Source organism: Motilibacter deserti, from assembly GCF_011250635.1.
In the GTDB taxonomy this organism is placed as follows: domain Bacteria; phylum Actinomycetota; class Actinomycetes; order Motilibacterales; family Motilibacteraceae; genus Motilibacter_A; species Motilibacter_A deserti.
Map to the genome: position 1 here is coordinate 1 of NZ_JAANNP010000007.1, position 19671 is coordinate 19671.

At 75.6% G+C, this 19671-nt stretch carries 19 protein-coding genes; 11 read left to right on the forward strand and 8 right to left on the reverse strand.

The window, feature by feature from the left end; genetic code table 11:
* Nucleotides 1–453, forward strand: a 453-nt coding sequence (locus G9H71_RS11865) for a methyl-accepting chemotaxis protein (protein WP_231134695.1), incomplete at its 5' end; no start/stop codon positions are given.
* A gap of 210 nt (nt 454–663) precedes the next feature.
* On the opposite strand, the gene G9H71_RS11870 is transcribed toward G9H71_RS11865, so the two are convergent.
* Nucleotides 664–1431: a dioxygenase family protein gene (locus G9H71_RS11870; RefSeq protein ID WP_166282222.1), complete on the reverse strand. Its 768-nt coding sequence runs from the start codon at nt 1429–1431 to the stop codon at nt 664–666.
* Between the two features lie 255 nt (nt 1432–1686).
* Here G9H71_RS11870 and G9H71_RS11875 point away from each other — a divergent pair, with 255 nt between their 5' ends.
* Nucleotides 1687–2046: a sterol carrier family protein gene (locus tag G9H71_RS11875; RefSeq protein ID WP_331272932.1), complete on the forward strand. Its 360-nt coding sequence runs from the start codon at nt 1687–1689 to the stop codon at nt 2044–2046.
* A 146-nt stretch (nt 2047–2192) separates the two neighbouring features.
* Here the strand turns inward: G9H71_RS11875 and G9H71_RS11880 are convergent, their stop codons facing one another.
* Entirely contained in the window at nt 2193–4532 is a 2340-nt protein-coding gene (locus G9H71_RS11880; protein ID WP_166282059.1) for an MMPL family transporter, read from the reverse strand.
* A gap of 235 nt (nt 4533–4767) precedes the next feature.
* Between G9H71_RS11880 and G9H71_RS11885 the strand changes: the two genes are divergently transcribed.
* The 3 genes from G9H71_RS11885 to purM are packed head-to-tail and all read left to right on the forward strand — an operon-like array spanning nt 4768 to nt 7726.
* Nucleotides 4768–4983 (forward strand): hypothetical protein, encoded by a 216-nt coding sequence (locus G9H71_RS11885; protein WP_166282061.1) that lies wholly within the window; start codon nt 4768–4770, stop codon nt 4981–4983.
* 47 nt (nt 4984–5030) lie between these two features.
* Nucleotides 5031–6611 carry an amidophosphoribosyltransferase gene (gene purF / locus G9H71_RS11890; RefSeq protein ID WP_166282063.1) on the forward strand — a complete coding sequence of 527 codons (1581 nt, stop codon included), beginning with the start codon at nt 5031–5033 and terminating at the stop codon, nt 6609–6611.
* Nucleotides 6608–7726 (forward strand): phosphoribosylformylglycinamidine cyclo-ligase, encoded by a 1119-nt coding sequence (gene purM, locus G9H71_RS11895; protein ID WP_166282065.1) that lies wholly within the window; start codon nt 6608–6610, stop codon nt 7724–7726. Before purF ends, purM begins: the two co-directional genes overlap by 4 nt.
* A 428-nt stretch (nt 7727–8154) precedes the next feature.
* On the opposite strand, the gene G9H71_RS11900 is transcribed toward purM, so the two are convergent.
* Nucleotides 8155–8355 carry a DUF3073 domain-containing protein gene (locus G9H71_RS11900; RefSeq protein ID WP_166282067.1) on the reverse strand — a complete coding sequence of 67 codons (201 nt, stop codon included), beginning with the start codon at nt 8353–8355 and terminating at the stop codon, nt 8155–8157.
* A gap of 174 nt (nt 8356–8529) precedes the next feature.
* Between G9H71_RS11900 and G9H71_RS11905 the strand changes: the two genes are divergently transcribed.
* The 3 genes from G9H71_RS11905 (at nt 8530) to G9H71_RS11915 (ending at nt 11056) form a co-directional block, all read left to right on the forward strand.
* The gene (locus tag G9H71_RS11905) at nt 8530–9444 is read left to right on the forward strand and encodes a hypothetical protein (RefSeq protein ID WP_166282069.1); all 915 of its coding nucleotides are present in this window, start codon (nt 8530–8532) and stop codon (nt 9442–9444) included.
* A gap of 161 nt (nt 9445–9605) precedes the next feature.
* Nucleotides 9606–9812 (forward strand): developmental transcriptional regulator BldC, encoded by a 207-nt coding sequence (gene bldC, locus G9H71_RS11910; RefSeq protein WP_166173952.1) that lies wholly within the window; start codon nt 9606–9608, stop codon nt 9810–9812.
* 158 nt (nt 9813–9970) lie between these two features.
* A complete protein-coding gene (locus G9H71_RS11915; RefSeq protein ID WP_166282071.1) occupies nt 9971–11056 on the forward strand; it encodes a hypothetical protein in 1086 nt (361 codons plus the stop codon).
* Nucleotides 11057–11096: 40 nt separating this feature from the next.
* Here G9H71_RS11915 and G9H71_RS11920 read toward each other — a convergent pair whose 3' ends face one another.
* The 5 genes from G9H71_RS11920 to G9H71_RS11940 form a co-directional block, all read right to left on the reverse strand.
* Nucleotides 11097–12161, reverse strand: a complete 1065-nt coding sequence (locus tag G9H71_RS11920; protein WP_166282073.1) for an NADH:flavin oxidoreductase/NADH oxidase — start codon at nt 12159–12161, stop codon at nt 11097–11099.
* Nucleotides 12162–12217: 56 nt separating this feature from the next.
* Nucleotides 12218–12418, reverse strand: a complete 201-nt coding sequence (locus tag G9H71_RS11925; protein ID WP_166282075.1) for a hypothetical protein — start codon at nt 12416–12418, stop codon at nt 12218–12220.
* Nucleotides 12419–12506: 88 nt separating this feature from the next.
* Nucleotides 12507–13352, reverse strand: a complete 846-nt coding sequence (locus G9H71_RS11930; RefSeq protein WP_166282077.1) for a glycosyltransferase family 2 protein — start codon at nt 13350–13352, stop codon at nt 12507–12509.
* A complete protein-coding gene (gene rfaE2 / locus G9H71_RS11935) occupies nt 13349–14839 on the reverse strand; it encodes a D-glycero-beta-D-manno-heptose 1-phosphate adenylyltransferase (protein WP_166282079.1) in 1491 nt (496 codons plus the stop codon). Before rfaE2 ends, G9H71_RS11930 begins: the two co-directional genes overlap by 4 nt.
* Entirely contained in the window at nt 14836–15990 is a 1155-nt protein-coding gene (locus G9H71_RS11940; RefSeq protein ID WP_331272933.1) for a glycosyltransferase family 9 protein, read from the reverse strand. The genes rfaE2 and G9H71_RS11940 overlap by 4 nt, the downstream gene beginning before the upstream one ends.
* A gap of 171 nt (nt 15991–16161) precedes the next feature.
* Here G9H71_RS11940 and G9H71_RS11945 point away from each other — a divergent pair, with 171 nt between their 5' ends.
* The 3 genes from G9H71_RS11945 (at nt 16162) to G9H71_RS11955 (ending at nt 19633) form a co-directional block, all read left to right on the forward strand.
* Nucleotides 16162–17373, forward strand: coding sequence for a glycosyltransferase (locus tag G9H71_RS11945; RefSeq protein ID WP_231134696.1), 1212 nt, complete (start codon nt 16162–16164; stop codon nt 17371–17373).
* Entirely contained in the window at nt 17370–18416 is a 1047-nt protein-coding gene (locus tag G9H71_RS11950) for a glycosyltransferase family 9 protein (protein ID WP_166282082.1), read from the forward strand. The genes G9H71_RS11945 and G9H71_RS11950 overlap by 4 nt, the downstream gene beginning before the upstream one ends.
* A 128-nt stretch (nt 18417–18544) precedes the next feature.
* Nucleotides 18545–19633: a LacI family DNA-binding transcriptional regulator gene (locus tag G9H71_RS11955; RefSeq protein WP_331272934.1), complete on the forward strand. Its 1089-nt coding sequence runs from the start codon at nt 18545–18547 to the stop codon at nt 19631–19633.
* Nucleotides 19634–19671 lie beyond the last annotated feature (38 nt).

Sequence of the window (19671 nt, forward strand, 5' to 3'; positions counted from 1 at the left end):
ACCAACCTGCTCGCGCTCAACGCCACCATCGAGGCCGCCCGGGCGGGCGAGGCCGGCAAGGGCTTCGCCGTCGTCGCCAACGAGGTCAAGGACCTCGCGCAGGAGACCGCCCGTGCGACCGAGGACATCTCCCGGCGGGTCGAGGCCATCCAGGCCGACACCCACGGCGCCGTCTCCGCGATCGAGGAGATCAGCGCGATCATCGCGCAGGTCAACGACTACCAGGCGACGATCGCGTCGGCGGTCGAGGAGCAGAACGCGACCACGAGCGAGATGAGCCGCAGCATCGCCGAGGCGGCGAACGGCACGACGCAGATCGCGCGCAGCGTCGGCGGCGTGGCGGCGGCGACCGAGACGACGTCCACGACGGTCGAGTCGACCCGCGACGCCGCCGCCGGCCTGTCCCGGCTGTCGGGCGAGCTGCAGACGGCGGTCTCCCGCTTCCGCATCTGACCTCCGCGTCCGCAGGGCGCCACCGCGACCGCGGTGGCGCCCTGCGGCGTTCCCGGCCGCAGTGCACCGGCGAAAGCGAGTCCGGCTCCGGGCGTTGCTGGGCGGTGTCTGCGGAGTCAGCCTGTGGTTGTGGCCGTGGCAGCAGCCACGACTACTGGCTGACCCCCGTGCGGGCGGCAATTCTCCCCGCCCGGCAGCGCTCGACGCCTCTCAGGCGACCTGGAACGACCGCTTCGCGAGGCCGAGGAAGTAGCCCTCGACCGTGGTGCGCGGGGCCTCGTCCGCCGCAGCCGCTGCGCCCAGTGTCACGAACAACGGCGCGAAGTGCTCCACCGTGGGGTGGGCGTAGGGCATCCCCGGAGCGCGGTCGCGGAAGGCGGCAAGCTCGTCGACGTCGCCCCGGGCGAGGGCCTCGGCCGCCCACGCGTCGAACTCAGCGGACCAGCTGGGCGCGGGCGCGTCCACCCGCCAGTCGCGCAGGAACGGCAGGCCGTGCGTCAGAAAGCCGGACCCGACGACCAGGACGCCCTCGTCCCGCAGCGGGCGCAGCCGACGGCCGAGCTCGAGCAGCCGCTCCGGCTCGAGCGTCGGCAGCGACATCTGCAGAACAGGAATGCCTGCATCCGGAAACATGACCTTGAGCGGCACCCAGGCGCCGTGGTCGAGGCCGCGGTCCGTGTGCTGGTGGACGGGCACGGTGTCCGGCATCGCCGCCGCGACCCGCTGCGCCAACGCGCTCGCGTCGGGCGTCGCGTACGTCATGCGGTAGTACTTCGCGTCGAAGCCGCCGAAGTCGTAGACGAGCGGCGTGCCGGCCGCCGTGGCGCTGAGGCTCAGCGGCGCGGACTCCCAGTGCGCGGAGACGATCAGGATCGCCGCCGGACGCGGCAGGTCCGCCGCCCAGCCCGCGAGCTGGCTGCACCAGAGTGCGTCGTCGAGGAGCGGTGGCGCTCCGTGGCCGAGGTAGAGCGCAGGCATCGGGCCGGACGGGCCCTGCTGCGGCACGGTCGTCGCGGTCACGGTGCCTCCTGACAGTTGAACTCTCAACAAACGTACGAGGACCGGTGGCGCCCGTCAAGGCGTCGCGCGCCGGCGGGGGGCGCGCGTCGCGTGTCACGTCGGATGCGTGGTCTTGGCGGCCGCACTGCCGTTCACGTTCATCGGATCGCTGCCGCTGCCGCTGGGGCGGGTGCCGGGGCGCGGGCGCCGGGGCGGCGCGTAGCCTCGTTCGCCGTGCCGCCGCGCCGACGTACCGACCCCGACGCCGGGCGAGCCGCCGTCGACCGTGTGCTCGCCGCCGAGCAGCCCACGCCCGCCGACCTGAAGGTGGCCACGCGCTTCCTCCTCGAGGAGCTCGCCTCCCGCGCCCCCGGCCGCACCGTCGAGGTCCGCGTCCCGCCGTACGGTGCGGTGCAGGCGGTGGAGGGCCCGCGACACACGCGGGGCACCCCGCCGAACGTCGTCGAGACCGACGCCCGGACGTGGGTCGCGCTCGCCACCGGGCGCCTCGCGTGGGCGGACGCCGTGGCCGGCGGGGCGGTGTCCGCGAGCGGGGAGCGCAGCGACCTCGGGGCGTACCTCCCGCTGCTCTGACCCCACGTCCGGGTGCCTTCGACATCTGTGACCCCCACCTCGGGCGCGATCATGCACAGGTGGCGAGTTGTCCACAGCCTTCGGGGCCTGTGGGCAACTCGCCACATGTGCATGATCAGCGCGGGGGTCAGGGGCGTGGGGGGCGGTCAGGCGCCCGCCGGCACCAGCTCCGGCTCGCGCTCGGCGCCACCGGCGGGAGGCCGCGGGGCGACGGGCTTGGCGCCCAGCCAGCGCGGGCCGCCCCACGCGCGGTCCCCGAGCAGGGCGAGCGCGGCCGGGAGCAGGACCGCGCGGACGACCGTGGCGTCGAGCAGGATGGCCGCCGCCAGGCCGATCCCGAGCTGCTTGAACTCGAGCAGGTGCAGCGTGCCGAAGATCGCGAACACCGCGATCATGATGGCGGCCGCGCTGGTGACGACCCCGGCCGTGCGGACGATGCCGGTGCGGACCGCCTCCTGCGGTGAGGCGCCGTGCTGCAGGGCCTCGCGCACGCGGCTGACGACGAGCACCGTGTAGTCCATCGAGAGGCCGAAGAGGATCACGAAGGAGAACAGCGGCAGCCAGGAGACGACCGACCCGTTCGACCGGAAGTCGAGGAGCCCCTCGGCCCAGGTGTTCTGGAAGACGAGGACGAGCACGCCGTACGCCGCCCCGACCGAGAGCAGGTTGAGCCCGATCGCGACGGCCGCCACGACAGGCGCCCGGAAGCTCGCCACGAGCACGAGGAAGGTCAGGGCCAGCACGAACACCAGCACGATCGGCAGCCGCTCCTTGAGCACCTCGATGAAGTCGACCGTCCAGGCGGCGTCGCCGGTGACTCCCCACGTCGTCCCGGGCAGGCTGTCCAGGCTCGCCGGCCCGAGCCGGTCGCGCAGCGCCTCGAGCGTGTCCTTGCCCTCGCGGTCCTGAGAGCTGCCGTTGATGGGGACGTCGATGCGCGCGACCTCGCCGTCCCGGGAGAACTCGGCCTGCGGTCGGTCGTCCGCCTCCAGAGAGGCGAAGTCAGATTCCTGCGACGCGGTGCTGGCGAGGTCGCTCAGCGCGGCAGAGACCGAGGCTCGGTCGAGCGGCTGGCCCGAGGTGCTCGCAACGACGACGGTGTGCGCGTCGTGCTCCGAGGGAAAGGCCGAGACAAGCCGGTCGTAGGCCCGGACCTCGGGCACGGAGCGGGGCAGGTCCTCCATGCCGGTGTTGCCGAGCTTCAGGCCGAGCACGGGCATCGCCAGTACGAGGAGCGCGCCGCCGGCGGCCGCCAGAGCGGCCTTGGGGTGGGCGAGGACGGGGCGGAGCAGCAGACCCCAGAAGCGGGATTCACGAGTACGCCGTGCCTCGATCCGAGCGGCGCGACCCGCCCGCTTGTGCAGGAAGGGTATGCGCGGACGGTCGAGCTTGTCCCCGAGCAGGGCCAGCAGGGCCGGGAGCACGGTGACGGAGCCGAGCATCGCGACGGCCACGACGAGGATCGTCCCGATGCCGAAGGAGGCGAACGTCCCCGAGCCGGAGAGGAAGAGGCCGGACATCGCGACGATCACGGCGATGCCGGAGACGACGACGGTGTGGCCGGCCGTCTCGGCGGCCCGGACGATGGCGTCGCGCGGGCTCGCTCCCCGTGCCCGCTCCTCCCGCTCTCGCCGGACGTAGAAGAGCGAGTAGTCGACGCCGACGGCCATGCCGATGAGCAGGATGACGCTGGAGAGCAGGTCGCCCACCGGGACGATGTGCGACGCGAGCGCCGACAGCCCGATCGCGGCCCCCACCGCCGAGAGCGCCAGCAGCACCGGCACGGCGGCCGCGACGAGGGCGCCGAAGACGACGACGAGGATCAGCAGCGTCACCGGGACGCTCGTCAGCTCGGCCCGCTCGAAGTCCTCGCCGATCAGCTCGTCCGCGGCGCGGCCCAACGACGCCCCGCCGACCTGCTCGACCCGCAAGCCGGGGTGGTCGGCCTGCACCGCGGCGGTCACGGCCTGGACGGCGGGCACCGCGTCGTGCGCGATCTCGTCCACCTGCTCGGAGTCCGCGTCGGCCGGGACCGCGAGCACGGCGCGGACGAGCAGGGTGGTGCCGTCAGGGGAGCGGATGGGCCCTTCGACCTCGGTCACCTCGGAGAGCGCGCCGGCGCGCGAGCGGAGGGCGGCCGCGGCCTGCTCCGCCTCGGCGCCGACCTGCCCGCCGTCCGGCTCGGACACGAGCAGGCTCTCGGTCGGGCGCTCGCCGAAGGACGTGCCCTCGACGATGGCGTCGACGCGGGCGGACTGCCCGTTGCCGTCCTCGGAGCCCTCCAGCGTGTTGGTCCCGGCCGCACCGCCGAGCACGATGGCGAGCGCGACGAAGACGATCCAGGCCACGAGCGCCGTCTTGCGGTGGGCCGCGCTCCACGCGGCGACCCGGGCCACGCGGCCGCGCGGCACGGCGGAGGTGGCGCGCCGCGAGGGCTGCGCGGGGACGCCGCCGGAGCCGGCGGGGGACGAGGTCGTGCGTTCCATGGGGGCCTCTCCAGAAGGTCGCGGGCCGCGTCCGGCGGCTGCGGGTGGGTCTCGTGCGGACGCCCTCAACGCTTCCGCCCGGCAGGGGCCCGCGTCTCTCCTGCTGACCGCCGAACTCCGGGTCCGGCTCTCCTGCCGGAGGGGGGTGGGGAGAACCCCCGGTCCTGGTCCTGGCGGAGGGCCCGGCTCGCCCTCCGGGAGGAGGGGACCTGCCGGAGGCCGTACCGTCGGTCCCGTGAGCCCCGTCCCGCGTACGCCCCGCTACGCCCGCTTCATCTGGACCGGCGTCCTGGCCGGCCTGGCCCTGGCCTTCGTGCTCGCCCTCGTCCGCTCGGGCGAGGGGTTCGGGGCCGGCACGGCGCTGGTCTACCTCGGGGCGCTCTTCGCGACGATCGGCGGCGTCGTCGGCGCGCTCGCGGCGGTCCTGCTGGAGCGCCGCACGGGCGAATGATCGCCCGCGCGGTCGGCCGGCCGCCGCGCTGCCCCTAGACTGGCGCGGTGGGTCGTGGCGACGGACGGTTGAGCCATGACCTCCTCCCCGGGGAGAAGGGGCCGCAAGACGCCTGCGGCGTCTTCGGCGTGTGGGCCCCCGGCGAGGAGGTCGCCAAGCTGGCGTACTTCGGGCTCTACGCCCTGCAGCACCGAGGGCAGGAGTCGGCGGGCATCGCCGTCAGCACCGGCTCCTCCATCGTGGTGCTCAAGGACATGGGCCTGGTGTCCCAGGTCTTCAAGGAGTCCGACCTCGAGACGCTGCGCGGCCACCTGGCGGTGGGGCACACGCGCTACTCGACGACGGGCGGCAGCACCTGGGCCAACGCGCAGCCGACCTTCCGGTCGACCGCCGACGGGCACCTGGCGCTCGCGCACAACGGCAACCTGACCAACACCGCCGAGCTCGCCCGTGTGGTGTCGGGGCTGCCCCAGCCGGACGCCGACCCGCGCCGGCCCGAGACGGCGATCTCGGCCACCAACGACACCGATCTGATCGCGGCGATGCTCGCGTCCGACCCCGACCTCTCCCTCGAGGAGGCGGCGGCGCGCGTCTTCCCGCAGCTGCGCGGGGCGTACTCCCTCGTCTTCATGGACGAGACCACGCTGTACGCCGCCCGCGACCCGCAGGGCATCCGGCCGCTCGTGCTGGGCCGGCTGGACCGCGGCTGGGTCGTCGCGAGCGAGACCGCCGCGCTGGACATCGTCGGCGCGAGCCTGGTCCGCGAGGTCGAGCCCGGCGAGCTGCTGGTCATCGACGAGCACGGCCTGCGCTCCTCGCGCTTCGCCCCCGCCGAGCCCAAGGGCTGCGTCTTCGAGTACGTCTACCTCGCCCGCCCGGACACCCGCATTGCCGGCCGCAGCGTGCACGCGGCGCGCGTGGCGCTCGGCAAGCAGCTGGCCAAGGAGGCGCCGGTCGAGGCCGACCTGGTCATCCCGGTCCCCGAGTCCGGCACCCCGGCCGCGATCGGCTACGCCCAGGGCAGCGGCATCCCCTACGGCGTCGGCCTGGTCAAGAACTCCTACGTCGGCCGCACGTTCATCCAGCCCAGCCAGACGATCCGCCAGCTCGGCATCCGGCTCAAGCTCAACCCGCTGCGCGAGGTCATCGCCGGCCAGCGCCTCGTCGTCGTCGACGACTCGATCGTGCGCGGCAACACCCAGCGCGCGCTCGTGCGGATGCTGCGCGAGGCCGGCGCGGCAGAGGTGCACGTGCGCATCTCCAGCCCGCCGGTGAAGTGGCCGTGCTTCTACGGTATCGACTTCGCCAGCCCGGCCGAGCTCGTCGCGAACGGGCTGTCGATCGACGAGGTGCGCCAGTCCATCGGCGCCGACTCCCTCGCCTACGTCTCCCTCGAGGGCATGATCGCGGCGTCCGAGCAGGCGCCCGAGCGGCTCTGCACCGCCTGCTTCACCGGGGAGTACCCCGTGCCGCTGCCGGAGGAGTCCGGCCTGGGCAAGCACCTGCTCGAGGGGCTCGCGTCCCGCGTGCGTCGGGACGGCGACGGCTCGACTGCGGCGCGCACCGATGTCGAGGGCGTGCCCGTCGGCCTGCCCGGGGGCGCGGCCGACGCGCTGACGCGCCCGTGAGCGGCACGGCTGACGACCTCGTCACGACAGGGCCGGACGGCGTCAGCGGCTCGACCTATGCCGCGGCCGGCGTCGACATCGCCGCGGGCGACCGCGCGGTCGAGCTGATGCGCGAGTCGGTGGGCCGGGCGCAGCGCCCGGAGGTCGTGGGCGGCATCGGCGGCTTCGCCGGGCTGTTCGACGCGAGCGCGCTTGCGTCGTACAAGCGGCCGTTGCTGGCCACCAGCACCGACGGCGTCGGCACCAAGGTCGCCATCGCCCAGCGCCTGGACAAGCACGACACCATCGGGCTGGACCTGGTGGCGATGGTCGTCGACGACCTGGTCGTGTGCGGGGCCGAGCCGCTCTTCCTGACCGACTACATCGCCTGCGGCAAGGTCGTGCCCGAGCGCATCGCCGCCATCGTCAAGGGCATCGCCGACGGCTGCGTGCTGGCCGGCTGCGCGCTGCTCGGAGGCGAGACCGCCGAGCACCCGGGGCTGCTGTCCCCGGACGAGTACGACGTGGCGGGCGCGGCGACCGGCGTGGTCGAGGCGGACGCCCTGCTCGGCGCCGAGCGGGTGCGGGCCGGCGACGCCGTCGTGGCCATCGCGTCCAGCGGGCTGCACTCCAACGGCTACAGCCTCGTGCGCCACGTGCTGCTCGGCGAGGCCGGGCAGCGGGCCGGGCTGAGCCTCGACGCGGAGGTGGCCGAGCTCGGCCGCACGCTGGGCGAGGAGCTGCTCGAGCCCACCCGGATCTACTCCCTGGACTGCCTCGCGCTGGCCCGGGCGCTGCCCGTGCACGCCTACTCCCACATCACCGGTGGTGGGCTGGCGGCCAACCTCGCGCGCGTCATGCCCGCGGGGCTGACGGCGCGAGTGGACCGGTCGACGTGGACGCTGCCGCCCGTCTTCGCGCTGGTGGGCGAGGTCGGCGGGGTCGCCCAGCCCGAGCTCGAGCGCACGCTCAACGCCGGCGTGGGCATGGTCGCGCTGCTCCCGGCGGAGTCGGCGGACGCTGCAGTGGCGCTGCTCGCCGACCGCGGCGTGTCCGCCTGGGTCGCCGGTGAGGTCGTGGCGGCGCATGGGCCGGCCGCTCCCCGGGCCGAGCTCGTCGGCGCGTACGCGTCCTGACGCGTTCCGGCTAGCCGGTGACGCGCTCGCGCGCGCGACGCGGTCGGATCCGCCGGCGCCGCGCTCGCGCGCGGCTGTGCGGCGGCGCGGCGCGCTCCCGCGAGGGTGACGACGCGGCCCGCTCCGGCGCGCGCTCCTGAACCTGGCCTGCGGGAGCACGCGCCACAGCCGGCACGTCCCGGCGTTCTCAGCGCGCGACGTGGCGCCGAGAAGGATCGGCCCGGGCACGCGCGCAGGTTGCGGCCCTCACCGCGCTGAACCGCGTCACCGGCGGCGGACGCAGGTCACATGGGCAGCGTTTCGGACGACCGAGCCGGCGGAATCGGGCTGCGGGTGCGGGTCAGTCACGGACGCACTGGCAGGCCTGTCCGTGGCCACAACGCCACCGGCCCAGCCCCCGAAGGGGCCGGGCCAGGGAGAAGCGGTGCTCAGCGAGCGGTCGACCAGCGGTCGTCGTCGAACTCGTCGGTGTCGTCGTCGTCCGGCGCAGCAGTAGTCGGCGCGCTCACAACCGAGGACGTTCCACCTGTCAGCTCTCGCTGGAGGGCGTCGTAGTCGGTGTTGGGGCTCGAGTACTTCAGCTCCCGGGCAACCTTGGTCTGCTTGGCCTTGGCGCGGCCACGCCCCATGGCTCGACCCCCTCATGCGATGGCGGGGCGGCCCCTCGGAGCGGCCCCAGCAGGTGCGTCTCTGTCGTGGCTCCCACGGTACAGGGCGACCCGCACCGGAAGCGACTCGATCAGCTGTCGATCATCACGCGCGCCCCCCTTGCGCGCCGCTCCAACCCGGCGCAGGATGCCCGCGTGCGCGCCGCCCTACCCCGAACGGCGGCACTGCGCGTCTACGAGCCGCTCGCGGCCTTCGCCGAGCCGGAGCGCTCGCGCTGGGCGGCGTACGCCGACCGCAGCGCAGACGCCCGGGAGGCCGCCCGGGCGGACGGGCGCTCCCTGCGGCTGGCCGGTCTGGCCGCTACCCCGCCGGTGGTCGTCCCCGCGCGCGAGTCCGACGAGGCGCACGTCCTCGTGCTCTCCGGCCTGGTCCACGTCTGCCCCGAGCAGCCCCGGCTGCGGGCCTGGGAGGCGCTGGCCGAGCTGCGCGCGGGCTATCCGCAGCGGCTGGTCGAGGCGTTCGTCCCGCCCCTCGTGCTCGAGCAGGCCGAGCGGGACCACGCGCGGTGGCGGACCGTCCACCCCGACGTCCGCCCGCACGTGCGCACCGCCGGGTGGCAGGTCCCGCTGGCCTGGCTGGTCCTGGTCGCCGACGCCGACCGCGAGCTGAGCCTCGAGCCCGACCGCTTCCTGCGCTACCGCACGCCCATGGCCGCCGCCCGTCGCTCGGCCGCCCGGGCGCTGCGCACGCTGCGCAGGACCTCGGACGAGCTCTGGGCGGCGACGCTGCGCGCCGATGAGCCCGCCGGGCGCTGGGAGCCGGGGGAGGACGGCCCCGTGGCGCTCCCGGCCGACCTGGACCTCTGTGCCGACGTGGAGGACGTGGCACGCTGGCTGGAGGAGTTCCACCCGCGCAGCTGGGTGGAGCTGGACTACTGCGGCCTGGTCGACCTGCTGCCCCCGGACGCCCTGACCGACGACCACTCCGCCCGCGACGCCGCCGAGGTGCTCGGGCAGCTGGCGGCCGGTGACGGGGCGTCCGCCGCCACCGCGTACGCCCGGCTGGAACGGCGCTGGGAGGCGGTCTCGGCCCTGGAGCGGGCGAACTAGCGGGACCTTGTCGGGCGGACCGCTCCGTTGCCACTCGATCGGGGTAGCCCGTCGCGTAGTCTTCGAAATAGTCCGGACGAGCCATTTCGGACATCCGTCGCGGCGCGCACTATCTATCTAGCGGGTCGAGCAAGTCGGCTCGTGGAAACAGGAGGTCGTGGATGTCCGCTCGCACGCCCGAGTCCGAGCCGTTGCTCACCCCCGCCGAGGTGGCGACGATGTTCCGCGTGGACCCCAAGACGGTCACGCGCTGGGCCAAGGCCGGCAAGCTCACCTCGATCCGCACCCTCGGCGGCCACCGCCGCTACCGCGAGACCGAGGTCCGGGCGCTGCTCGGCAGCGTCCCGCAGCCTCGCGCGGAGGGCTGACCCCCTCTCCCGACAGCTGCGTGTCGCGCCGCGTCACCTGGTGTGCCCCCGAGGCACGTCGAGGGGCGCGGCGCTCTTGCGTCCGGGGCCTGCTCCTTCGGCCCGCGTCCGGGTCGGGGCCTGGACCGCCAGGCCTGCGCGTGCGGCACGATGCGTGCGTGGCAGCGCGCAAGGACCCCGGCCGCCGGCCTGGGAGCCGGTCGGCGCCGGCGTCGGGCGATGCGGGTGGCGAGGCCGCCGGCGCGGTCGTCGACGGCCCGTCGACCGGTACGGACGGCTCGGACACGGCCGGTGGCCCCGTCGATGACCCGACGCGCTCCGTAGTCGTCGAGCAGCTCTACGCGCTCCTGCCGGCGAATTTCGTCGCAGCGCGTGACGAATTGATCTCCACGGCCCGGCGCGAGAAGGACCGCGAGCTCGCCCGCCAATTGGCCGCCCTTCGCCGCCCGACGGCGGGCGCCTGGATGGTCAATGCCCTCGCCCGCGAGCGGGCAGAAGATCTTGAGAACTTGCTGGCGCTCGGCCCCGCGCTGCAGGAGGCGGCGGCCACGCTGTCCGCCGAGGACCTGCGCGCGCTCTCGGCCCAGCGCAACCGCGTGCTCTCGGCGCTGGTCGCCCAGGCCCACCGGCTCGCCGCCGCCGCGGGCCTGCGCGTGGACTCGACCGCGGAGTCCGAGGCGCAGGACACCCTGGCCGCCGCGCTCGCCGACCCCGCCGCCGCAGACCTGGTACGCCGCGGCACGCTCGCGCACGGCCTGCAGCACGCGGGCTTCGGGCCGGCCCCGGAAGAATTATCCGGCCATGGCCCATCCGGGCGGGCGACGGCGCCGAATTCCCCTAATGAGCCGGGCCGAAAGGCTCAGAAGAAATCCGCGGCGACCAGGGCGGAAGACCCGGCGAGGGCGGCCGCACAAAAGGCGGAAGCGGACCGAAAGGAGGCCGCCCGCCGCGCAGAAGCCGCCCGGCAGGCCGAAGCCGTAGCCCGCGCCGAGCGCGCACTCGCGGCCGCCGAGGAGGAGCTCGCCGGGCGGGAGGAGGCCGCCGCCGAGGCGGCCCGGACCGTCGAGGAGCTCGGCGAGGAGCTGGCCCGCGCCCGGGAGCAGGTCCGCGACCTGGAGCGGCGTGCGGCCGAGGCGAGCCTGGACGGCCGGTCCGCCGAGTCGGCGCTGCGGGAGGGACGTACGGCCGTCGAACGCGCGCGGCGCGCGCTCGAGCGAGCGCGCGCCGCGATGGAGGAGGGCTGAGGGCCGGCCCCGTCGGTCGGGAGAGCGAGCCGAGGCCGGGTCAGGCCGGCTTGGCCCGCTCGTACTGCACCGGCCAGGCGACCTCGTCACCGAGCTCGGCGGCGGCGCGCAGCGGCCAGTGCGGGTCGCGCAGGACGGCGCGGGCGAGCAGGACGGCGTCCGCTGCGCCCTCGGCGAGCACGGCCTCGGCCTGCGCCGGCTCGGTGATGAGGCCGACCGCCGCCGTCGGGAGCCCGCTGCCCTCGCGCACCGCTCGGGCGAAGGGCACCTGGTAGCCCGGCCCGACCTCGATCCGCTGATGCGGGGCGAGCCCGCCGCTGGACACGTCGACGAGGTCCACGCCGTGCGCCGCCAGCTCCTTGGACAGCTGGACGGTCTCCTCCACGGTCCAGCCGCCCTCGGCCCAGTCGGTCGCGGACAACCGGACGAGGAGCGGGCGCGACTCGGGCCACACCGCGCGTACGGCGTCGGCGGCCTCGACCACGATGCGGCTGCGGTTCTCCAGGCTCCCGCCGTACTCGTCGGTGCGCTGGTTCGACAGCGGTGAGAGGAACTGGTGGAGCAAGTAGCCGTGCGCGGCGTGCAGCTCGGCGACCTCGAACCCCGCGGCGTCGGCCCGCCGCGCAGCCTCCGCGAAGGCCCGCACCACGTCGGCGATGTCCTCGCGGGAGAGCTCGCGCGGGGCCGGCCAGTCGCCGAAGGCGAGCGGCGACGGACCGACGGTCTGCCAGCCGCCGTCCGCGGGCTCGACGTAGCCGCGGCCCTCCCACGGGCGCTGCGTCGAGGCCTTGCGGCCCGCGTGCGCGAGCTGGATGCCCGGCACGGCGCCCTGCTCGCGGACGAAGGCGTTGACCCGCTGCCACGCCGCGGCCTGCTCGTCGTTCCAGATCCCGGTGTCGGCGGGGGAGATGCGCCCTTCCGGCGTCACCGCGGTCGCCTCGCTGATGACGAGCCCCGCGCCCCCGCGGGCCAGCCCGCCCAGGTGCACGAGGTGCCAGTCGTTCGGCATCCCGTCGACGGCGGAGTACTGGCACATCGGGGCGACCCAGGCGCGGTTGCGCAGTGTCGTCCCGCGCAGGGTCAGCGGCGAGAAGAGAAGGCTCATGCCCTGGGCAACCGGCCGGCCGAGCCCGCGGATTCCCGGGCCGGGAAGGGCGTCCGTCACGCGGGCTGGCTGGTGTAGCGGCCGTCGCCGCGCCAGCTGAACCTCGTGACCCGGGTGGTCTCGGCGGTCGCGGCCGGCAGGGCGGTCACGCTCGCGCGGACGGGGGGCTCCTGGCTCTGGCCGTGCAGCGGGAGGCGGTCGGTGCGGCCGTCCTGGACGAGGACGGCAACCGGGGCGGGAAAGGTCATCGGCGTCATGCCCAGAAGACTCGCCCCGCCCCCTGAGCCGGAGCTGACGTGCCGCTGGTGATGCCCTGCCCGTTGGCTGGGCAGTCGCTGGGAGCCGTCAGCGGCGGTCGGCCGCCTCCACGACGAGCGCGTATCCGTCGGTGTCCCGCTCCGGCAGCGTCGTCTCGACCTGCAGGTGGTGCGCGCCGGACGGCAGCAGCCCCGCGCCGCCGAAGCGCTCGAGCATCAGCAGCTGCACGGCGACGTCCTCGCCGGCGCCGTTGACCCCCAGCTCACGCCAGAACCCGTAGCCGCCCACGGCCCGCAGCGCGTCGGTGCGGAAGAGCACGCACGCGGCGATCCAGGCGACCTTGTAGGCCACCCATCCGCGGTCCGGCACGTCGACCCGCTGCCCGAGGTGCACGACGTTCGCCGCGTTGTGCAGACGCCAGCGCTCCCATTCAGGCATTCCCTTGCGCACGCGCTCGGGAAGGACCTTGTCGTCCCAGAGCTCGAAGGCCTCCTGCTCGTGCGGCCGGACGTCCTCGAGGTGGGTCAGCCCGCTCGGGGCCATGCCGACGAAGCCGCAGCTCAATTCCTGAATCGCGTCGGTCATGCGGCGCAGCGTCCCCGGCTCGAGGAGCACGTCGTCGTCGAGGAATAGGACGTAGTCGGAGCGCGCGCAGGACAAGAGGAAGTCCCGCTGCTCGGCGACGCCGCGGCGCTCGGGCCGCCAGTGCAGCTCCACCTCGATGCCGCGCAGGCGCAGCACCCGCAGCGTCGCCGCGGCCTCCTCGCTCTCGTACGCCGGGGCGCCGTCGGTCTGGTCGCTCACCACGAGCCGGAACCGCAGGCCCTGCGCGAGCAGTCCCGCGAGCGTCACGGCCAACGGCCCCGGACGGCCTGCGGTGGGGAGAAGGACGTCGACCGGTAGGCGCTCCCACTCCGGCGCGGCAGCGCTCACGCCTGCTCCGCCGAGGGCGGGGAGGTGCGGCGTACGCGGCGGAGCAGCTCGCTCGTCGACCGGTCCTCGACGTAGTCCACGATGCGGACCTCCCCGCCGAGCTCCCGGACGAGTGGCGCCTCGCGCAGCATGTCCTCGGTGTAGTCGCCGCCCTTCGCGTAGACGTCGGGGCGGATGACCTGCAGCAGGTCGGTCGGGCTGTCGCCGTCGAAGACGACCACGGAGTCGACCGCGGAGAGCCCGGCGAGCACGGCGACCCGGTCCTCCACCCCGTTGACCGGGCGGTCCGGGCCCTTCAGCCGGCGGACGCTCTCGTCGCCGTTGACGCCGACGATGAGCAGGTCGCCGAGCTTGCGCGCTGCGTCGAGGTAGGCGACGTGGCCCGCATGGAGCACGTCGAAGCAGCCGTTGGTGAAGACGATGCGCTTGCCGAGCGCGCGGGCGTCCTCGACGAGCGCGGCGAGCCGCTCCCGGCCGAGGTGGAGCGGCGCCGCGTGCTGCAGGGCCGCGCGCAGGTCGACCGCCCGGCAGACCGGGGTGCCCGGACGGCGGACGACGACGCCGGAGGCGGCGCACCCGACCTGGGCGGCGTCCGGCAGCTGGGCCCCCGCGGCCAGCGAAAGCACGAGCGCGGCGGCGAAGGCGTCGCCCGCTCCGGCCCCGACGGCCGCGGCCACCGGCTCGGTCGGCACGTGCCAGGGCGCGCCGTCGCGGGGGAGCACCAGGGCGCCGTCGCGGTCCAGCGTGGCGACGACGGCGCCCGCGCCGCTGAGCCCGCGCAGCTGCGCCGAGGCCGCCTCGAGGAAGCCGAGCCGGTCGCGGGTGAAGGCGGTCTTGCCGTCGAGGTCGAGGACGAGCTCGATCTCCTCCGCGTCGGGCGTGACGACGTCAGGGTGCAGGCCCGCCCAGTCGCGCACGTCGTGCGCGTCGACGACGAGCAGCGCCCCCTGCTCGCGGGCGGCCCGGGCCAGCTCCTCGCGCACCCGGGGGGTGAACAGGCCGCAGGCGTAGTCCGCCGCCAGCACGGCGTCGGCGCCGTCGACCGCGCGGCGCACGGCCTCGACCACCCGCTCCTCGGCCTCCTCGGACAGCCGGTCCGTGTCACCGGAGTCGAAGCGGGCGACGAGCTGGCCGCGACAGGTGAGCCGCCGCTTCGCCACCGTGCGCCGGTCCTGCGCCGTCACGACCAGGTCGTCGGGCACGCCCTGCGCGAGGAGCAGCCGCCGCGCCTGGCGGCCCTCCTCGTCGTCCCCGACGACGGACACGAAGCGGACCCGGCCGCCGAGCGCCGCGACGCCCCGGGCCGCGTTCGCGCCGCCGCCGGGGGCGTACGCCTCCTGCTCGACCTTGACGACCGGGACGACGCCCTCGCGGGCCAGCCCGCGGGCCGGGCCGTCGAGCCACACGTCGAGGCACGAGTCGCCGACGACGGCGACGGTCAGCTGCCCGAACCGGGCGAGCAGCCCTTCCCAGCGCTGCCCGGTCATGCGGCTCTCCTCTCGGCGAGGGCGAGCGCCGCCCCTGCGGCCTCGGCCGGCGCGACGTCAAGGCACTCGTGGGCGAAGGGGCAGCGGAACGCCCGGCACGGCGAGCACGCCGTCGGGCGGTTGAGGACCGTGGCCCGCGTCGAACGGGGGGCGTACTGCCCGATCTCCTCGGTCCCCGCGAAGAGCGCGACGAGCGGCGCGCGCACCGCGTCCGCCAGGTGCATGCCGCCGGAGTTGTTGGTGACGGCCACCGTGCACGCCTGCAGGACCGCGGCGAGCTCGGTCAGCGACAGCACGCCGGCCAGCGGCACGACGCCCGGCCCGGCCGCCGACGCCACCTCGGTGACCAGCTCGCGCTCGCCCTCGGTCCCCACGACGAGGACCGGCAGTCCGGCGTCGGCCATCAGCCGCGACGCCGCCGCGAAGCGGGCCGGCTCCCACCGGCGCGAGGAGCACGACGCGCCGGGCAGCACCACGGCGTACGGCCCGTGCGGGTCGACTCCGGCGGCCCGCAGCGCTCGCGGCGCCGACTCGACCGCCTCGGCGGGGACGCGTACGCGCAGGTCGTGCCCGTCGGACACGCCGGCCCCGGCGCGCTCGAGCAGGTGCAGGGCGCGGTCAACCTGGTGCACGCCGTCCTCGGGCGACGGGACCCAGGTGCTGAGCAGCGCCCCGCCGAACTCCTTCGACATGCCCAGGCGCACCGGCACGCCGGCGAGCCAGCACACGTAGGCCGGGGGCCACGGCGACTGGGAGAAGGAGGTGAAGACGACTGCGGCGTCGTAGCCGCCCGCAGCGACCCGGGCGACGAGCTCCTGCTCCGCGGCGGGGTCGGGCGGCGGGGCCACGCCGGCGCGCTGCCAGGACGGGGACGTGACGATCGAGCCGGCCAGCTCGGGCAGCAGGGCCGCGGCCGCCGCGCCGCCCGGCGAGGCGAGCAGGTCCAGCTGCGCCGCGGGGGCCGCGTGCCGCAGCAGGCGCAGGGCCGGCCCGAGCATCAGCACGTCCCCGGCGTTGTCCGGGCGGACCACGAGGACCCGGCGCAGCCCCGCCCAGTCGAGCGGGAGGCCGGCGAGCGCGCCGGGGTGCTCGCCGAGGGCAGGGCCCGGCGCGGGCCGGGGCTCCGGCGGCGTGTTCGAGGGTCCGGCCACGAACGGCACGCTAGCTGGCAGGGATCGCGGCACCGCTCAGCGCTACCCCGGCGCGTTGTCGATCAACCCTGCGCGACCCGCCGCTCGGGCTGCCCGGCCCGCCGGGCGCGGCGGTCCGTACCCTCGGCTGCGCGCTGCCGCCGGGGTGGCGACGGCGGCGGAAGGATGCCCATGCGGGTGGCGCTGGTCTGCGGCAGCTTCTCCCCGGACCGCGACGGCGTCGCCGACTACGTGGCCCGGCTCGCCTCCGGCCTGGCGGCGGTCCCCGGCGTCGAGCCGGTCGTGGTGTCGGCGGCTACGGCGACCGCGGAGTGCGTGCGGGTCTGCGACCGCTGGGACCTGCAGGGCGTACGCGCCGCCGCCCGGGCGATCGCCGGCCTCGCCCCGGACGTGGTGCACGTGCAGTTCGCGCCCTCCGCCTACGGCTGGTCGCCCGCGGTCGGGCTGCTGCCGCTGCTCCTGCGCCGGCACACGTCCGCGCCCGTCGTCACGACCCTGCACGAGTACGGCTGGTGGTCGTGGCCGCGCCGGGTCCCGGCCACCGTCTGGCGGGCGCTCGAGCGGACGCGGGCCTGGGACCGTGAGACGTTCGCGCTCGCGCCCCGCAGCGCGGCGCTCGTCACGACGAACGCCGGTCACGCGGCCACCGTCCGCTCGCGGCTGGGCCGCGAGGCGCAGGTGGTGCCGCTCGGGCCGAACGTCGAGGACGCGGGGGACGAGCGGGACGCGGCCCGGGCGGAGGCCGCCGCCCGCTACGGCCTGCCCGCCGGAGCGCGGCTGCTGGTGTTCTTCGGCTTCGTCCACCCCGTGAAGGGGGTCCGCTACCTGATCGACGCGCTCGCGCAGCTGCGGGCGGAGCCCGCATACGCGGACCTGCACGTGGTCGTGGCCGGCGGCTTCACCTCACTGGCGCTGCCCGAGGACGAGGCGCGCGCCTTCCGCGCCGAGCTCGAGGAGCACTCGGCGCAGCGCGGGACGACCGACGCCGTGTCCTTCCTGGGCCACACGCCCGCCCGCGAGGTGTCCCGGCTGCTGCGTGCCGCCGACCTCGCGGTGCTGCCGCTGACCCACGGCGTGACCGCGAAGAGCGGCGCGCTGCTGGCCGCCCTCGACCACGGCGCCCCGGTGGTCATGACGCTGCCGGAGCGGCCCGCGGACCGCAGCCCGGAGCTCGTGGACGGGGTCAACGTCGTGACGGTCGCTGCCCGGCGCGACGGGGAAGCGCTCGCCGTGGCGCTGCGCCGTGCCCTCGACGACGACGCGCTGCGCAGCCGCGTGGCCGCCGGTGGGCGCGCGCTGGCCGAGGGGCGCACGTGGCCCGTCCTCGCGGCACGCCACGCGGAGCTCTACGCGTCCGTCGCCGGCGACCCGGTGCGCGCATGACCGCCCCGGTCGCCCGGGTGCTCGTGGTCGAGCTGCTCGGCGGGTTCGGCGACGTGCTGCTCGCGCTCCCCGCCGTGCACGCGTTGGCCCGCTCGCAGCCGGGCGCACGCGTCGACGTCCTCACCTTCACCCCGGGCGACGTGCTGCTCTCGGCGGACCCGCTCGTGGCCCGGGTGCTGCCGCTCAGCGACCACTCGGAGGGCGCGCCGCGGGCGGCGGTGGCGGCGGCGCTGGACGCGGCGGAGGCGGAGGGGGCGGCGTACGACCTCGTCGTGACCACCACGACCTACGACGGCATCGGCGAGCTGTGCCGGGAGCGTGCGCCGCGGTCGGTCACCAACCTCTGGCAGGGGGCTCCGGACGGCGAGCTGGTGGACTGCCGGTTCGTGCGGCTCCTCGCAGACGCGGGGGTGGTCGCGCCGGAGCACGTCGCGACGCCGCTGCGCGTGGAGCTCACTGCGACCGAGCTCTCGACGGGCCGGGAGGCGGTCGACGCGGTGCTCGGCGGAGCCGGCCGGGGCAGGCCGCCCGTCGTCCTGGTCCCCGGCTCCGGCATGCCCGTGAAGGAGTGGGGCGCGACGCGGTGGGCGCGGCTGGCCGAGGCGCTCACGGCCGCTGGGCATCCGGTGCTGTCGGCCGTCGACCGGACGACGCCGGCGGTGGAGGGCACGCGCCCACTGCCTCCGGGCGGCCTGCGCGAGCTCGCGGCGCGGCTGGCGGCCGTGGGCAGCCGCGGCGGGGTCGTGGTCGGCGGGGACACCGGGCCGGTACGCCTCGGCGCCGCCGTCGGAGCGCCTGCCGTCGGGTTGTACGGTCCCACCTCCGCCGGCCGCTATGGCCTCCGCCCCGACACCGGCACCAGCCTGCAGGGGTGGCCGGGGTGCCCGGTCCGGCTGCCGTCGGCGATTACCGAACAGCAGTGCTGGTGGGAGGCGAGCTGCCCGTTCGGCGAGGAGCCGCAGTGCATGGCCGACATCGCCGTCGAGACCGTGCTGGCCGCGGTGCTCGACCGGTTGGACCGCTCGCCCGGGCGTGCCGGGTAGGGCGAAGTCCAGCTCGCCGGTCGGGCGCCGCGGGACGACCGGCCGGCCGGCGCGGACGGTCCGGCGCAGCGCCGAGCGTTTGGTATAGCCTGCGCGATCAACGGCGTGCGCAGGCGGAGGTGGTCCACGTGGTCGCTTCCGGCGGCCGTGACTCCTCCGCCGACAGCGTCCGCGTCTCCGGTCGCCCGGCCAACATCTGGGACGTCGCGAAGGCGGCGGGCGTGTCCCACCAGACGGTCTCCCGTGTGCTCAACGACTCCCCGTCCGTGCGCCCGGCGACGCGCGAGCGGGTGCTCGTCGCGATCGACGAGCTGGGCTATCGGCGCAACCCCGCCGCGCGAGCCCTCGTCACCCGCAAATCGCAGACTCTCGGCGTCGTCAGCTTCGACACGACGTTGTACGGCCCCGCCAGCACGCTCTACGGCATCGAGCAGTCCGCCCGCGAGGCCGGCTACTTCGTGAGCGTCGCCAGCCTGAAGTCCATCGACGTCGTGAGCATGCGGGACGCACTCGAGCGGCTCGCCGAGCAGTCCGTCGACGGCCTCGTCGTCATCGCCCCGCTGCGCGAGGCCGGCGACGCGCTCGCCGAGCTGCGCGGCAAGCTGCCGGTCGTCGTCGTCGAAGGCGGCAGCGCGCCCGGCCTGGCTTCGGTCAGTGTGGACCAGGTCGACGGCGGGCGGCTCGCCACCCGGCACCTGCTCGAGCAAGGGGCGCAGAACGTCCACCACGTGTCGGGCCCGGCCGACTGGCTCGAGTCCGAGGGCCGGATCGCGGGGTGGCGCGAGGAGCTGGCGCAGGCCGGCCTCGAGCCGCCGGAGCTGCTGCAGGGGGCGTGGAGCCCGTCGTCCGGCTACGCCGCGGGACGCGAGCTGGCGCGCATGAAGGACGTGTCGGCGGTGTTCGTGGCCAACGACCAGATGTCCCTCGGGCTCCTGCGGGCCTTTCACGAGGAGGGCATCCGTGTCCCGCAGGACGTGCTGGTCGCCGGCTTCGACGACGTCCCCGAGGCCGCCTACTACACCCCGCCGCTGACGACGGTCCGCCAGGACTTCGCCCAGGTCGGCCGGCGGAGCATCGAGCTGCTCCTCGAGCAGATCGGCGAGGGGCCGGGCCCGGAGAGCCACGCGGTGGTGCCGGTCGAGCTCATCGTCCGGCAGAGCTCGGTGCGCTCCTCGATGCAGCGGCAGCACCTGCGCTCCCGTCCGGCCAAGCGCTAGGGCGGCCTCCACCCGCTCCGGCAACAGGCGAACAGTGG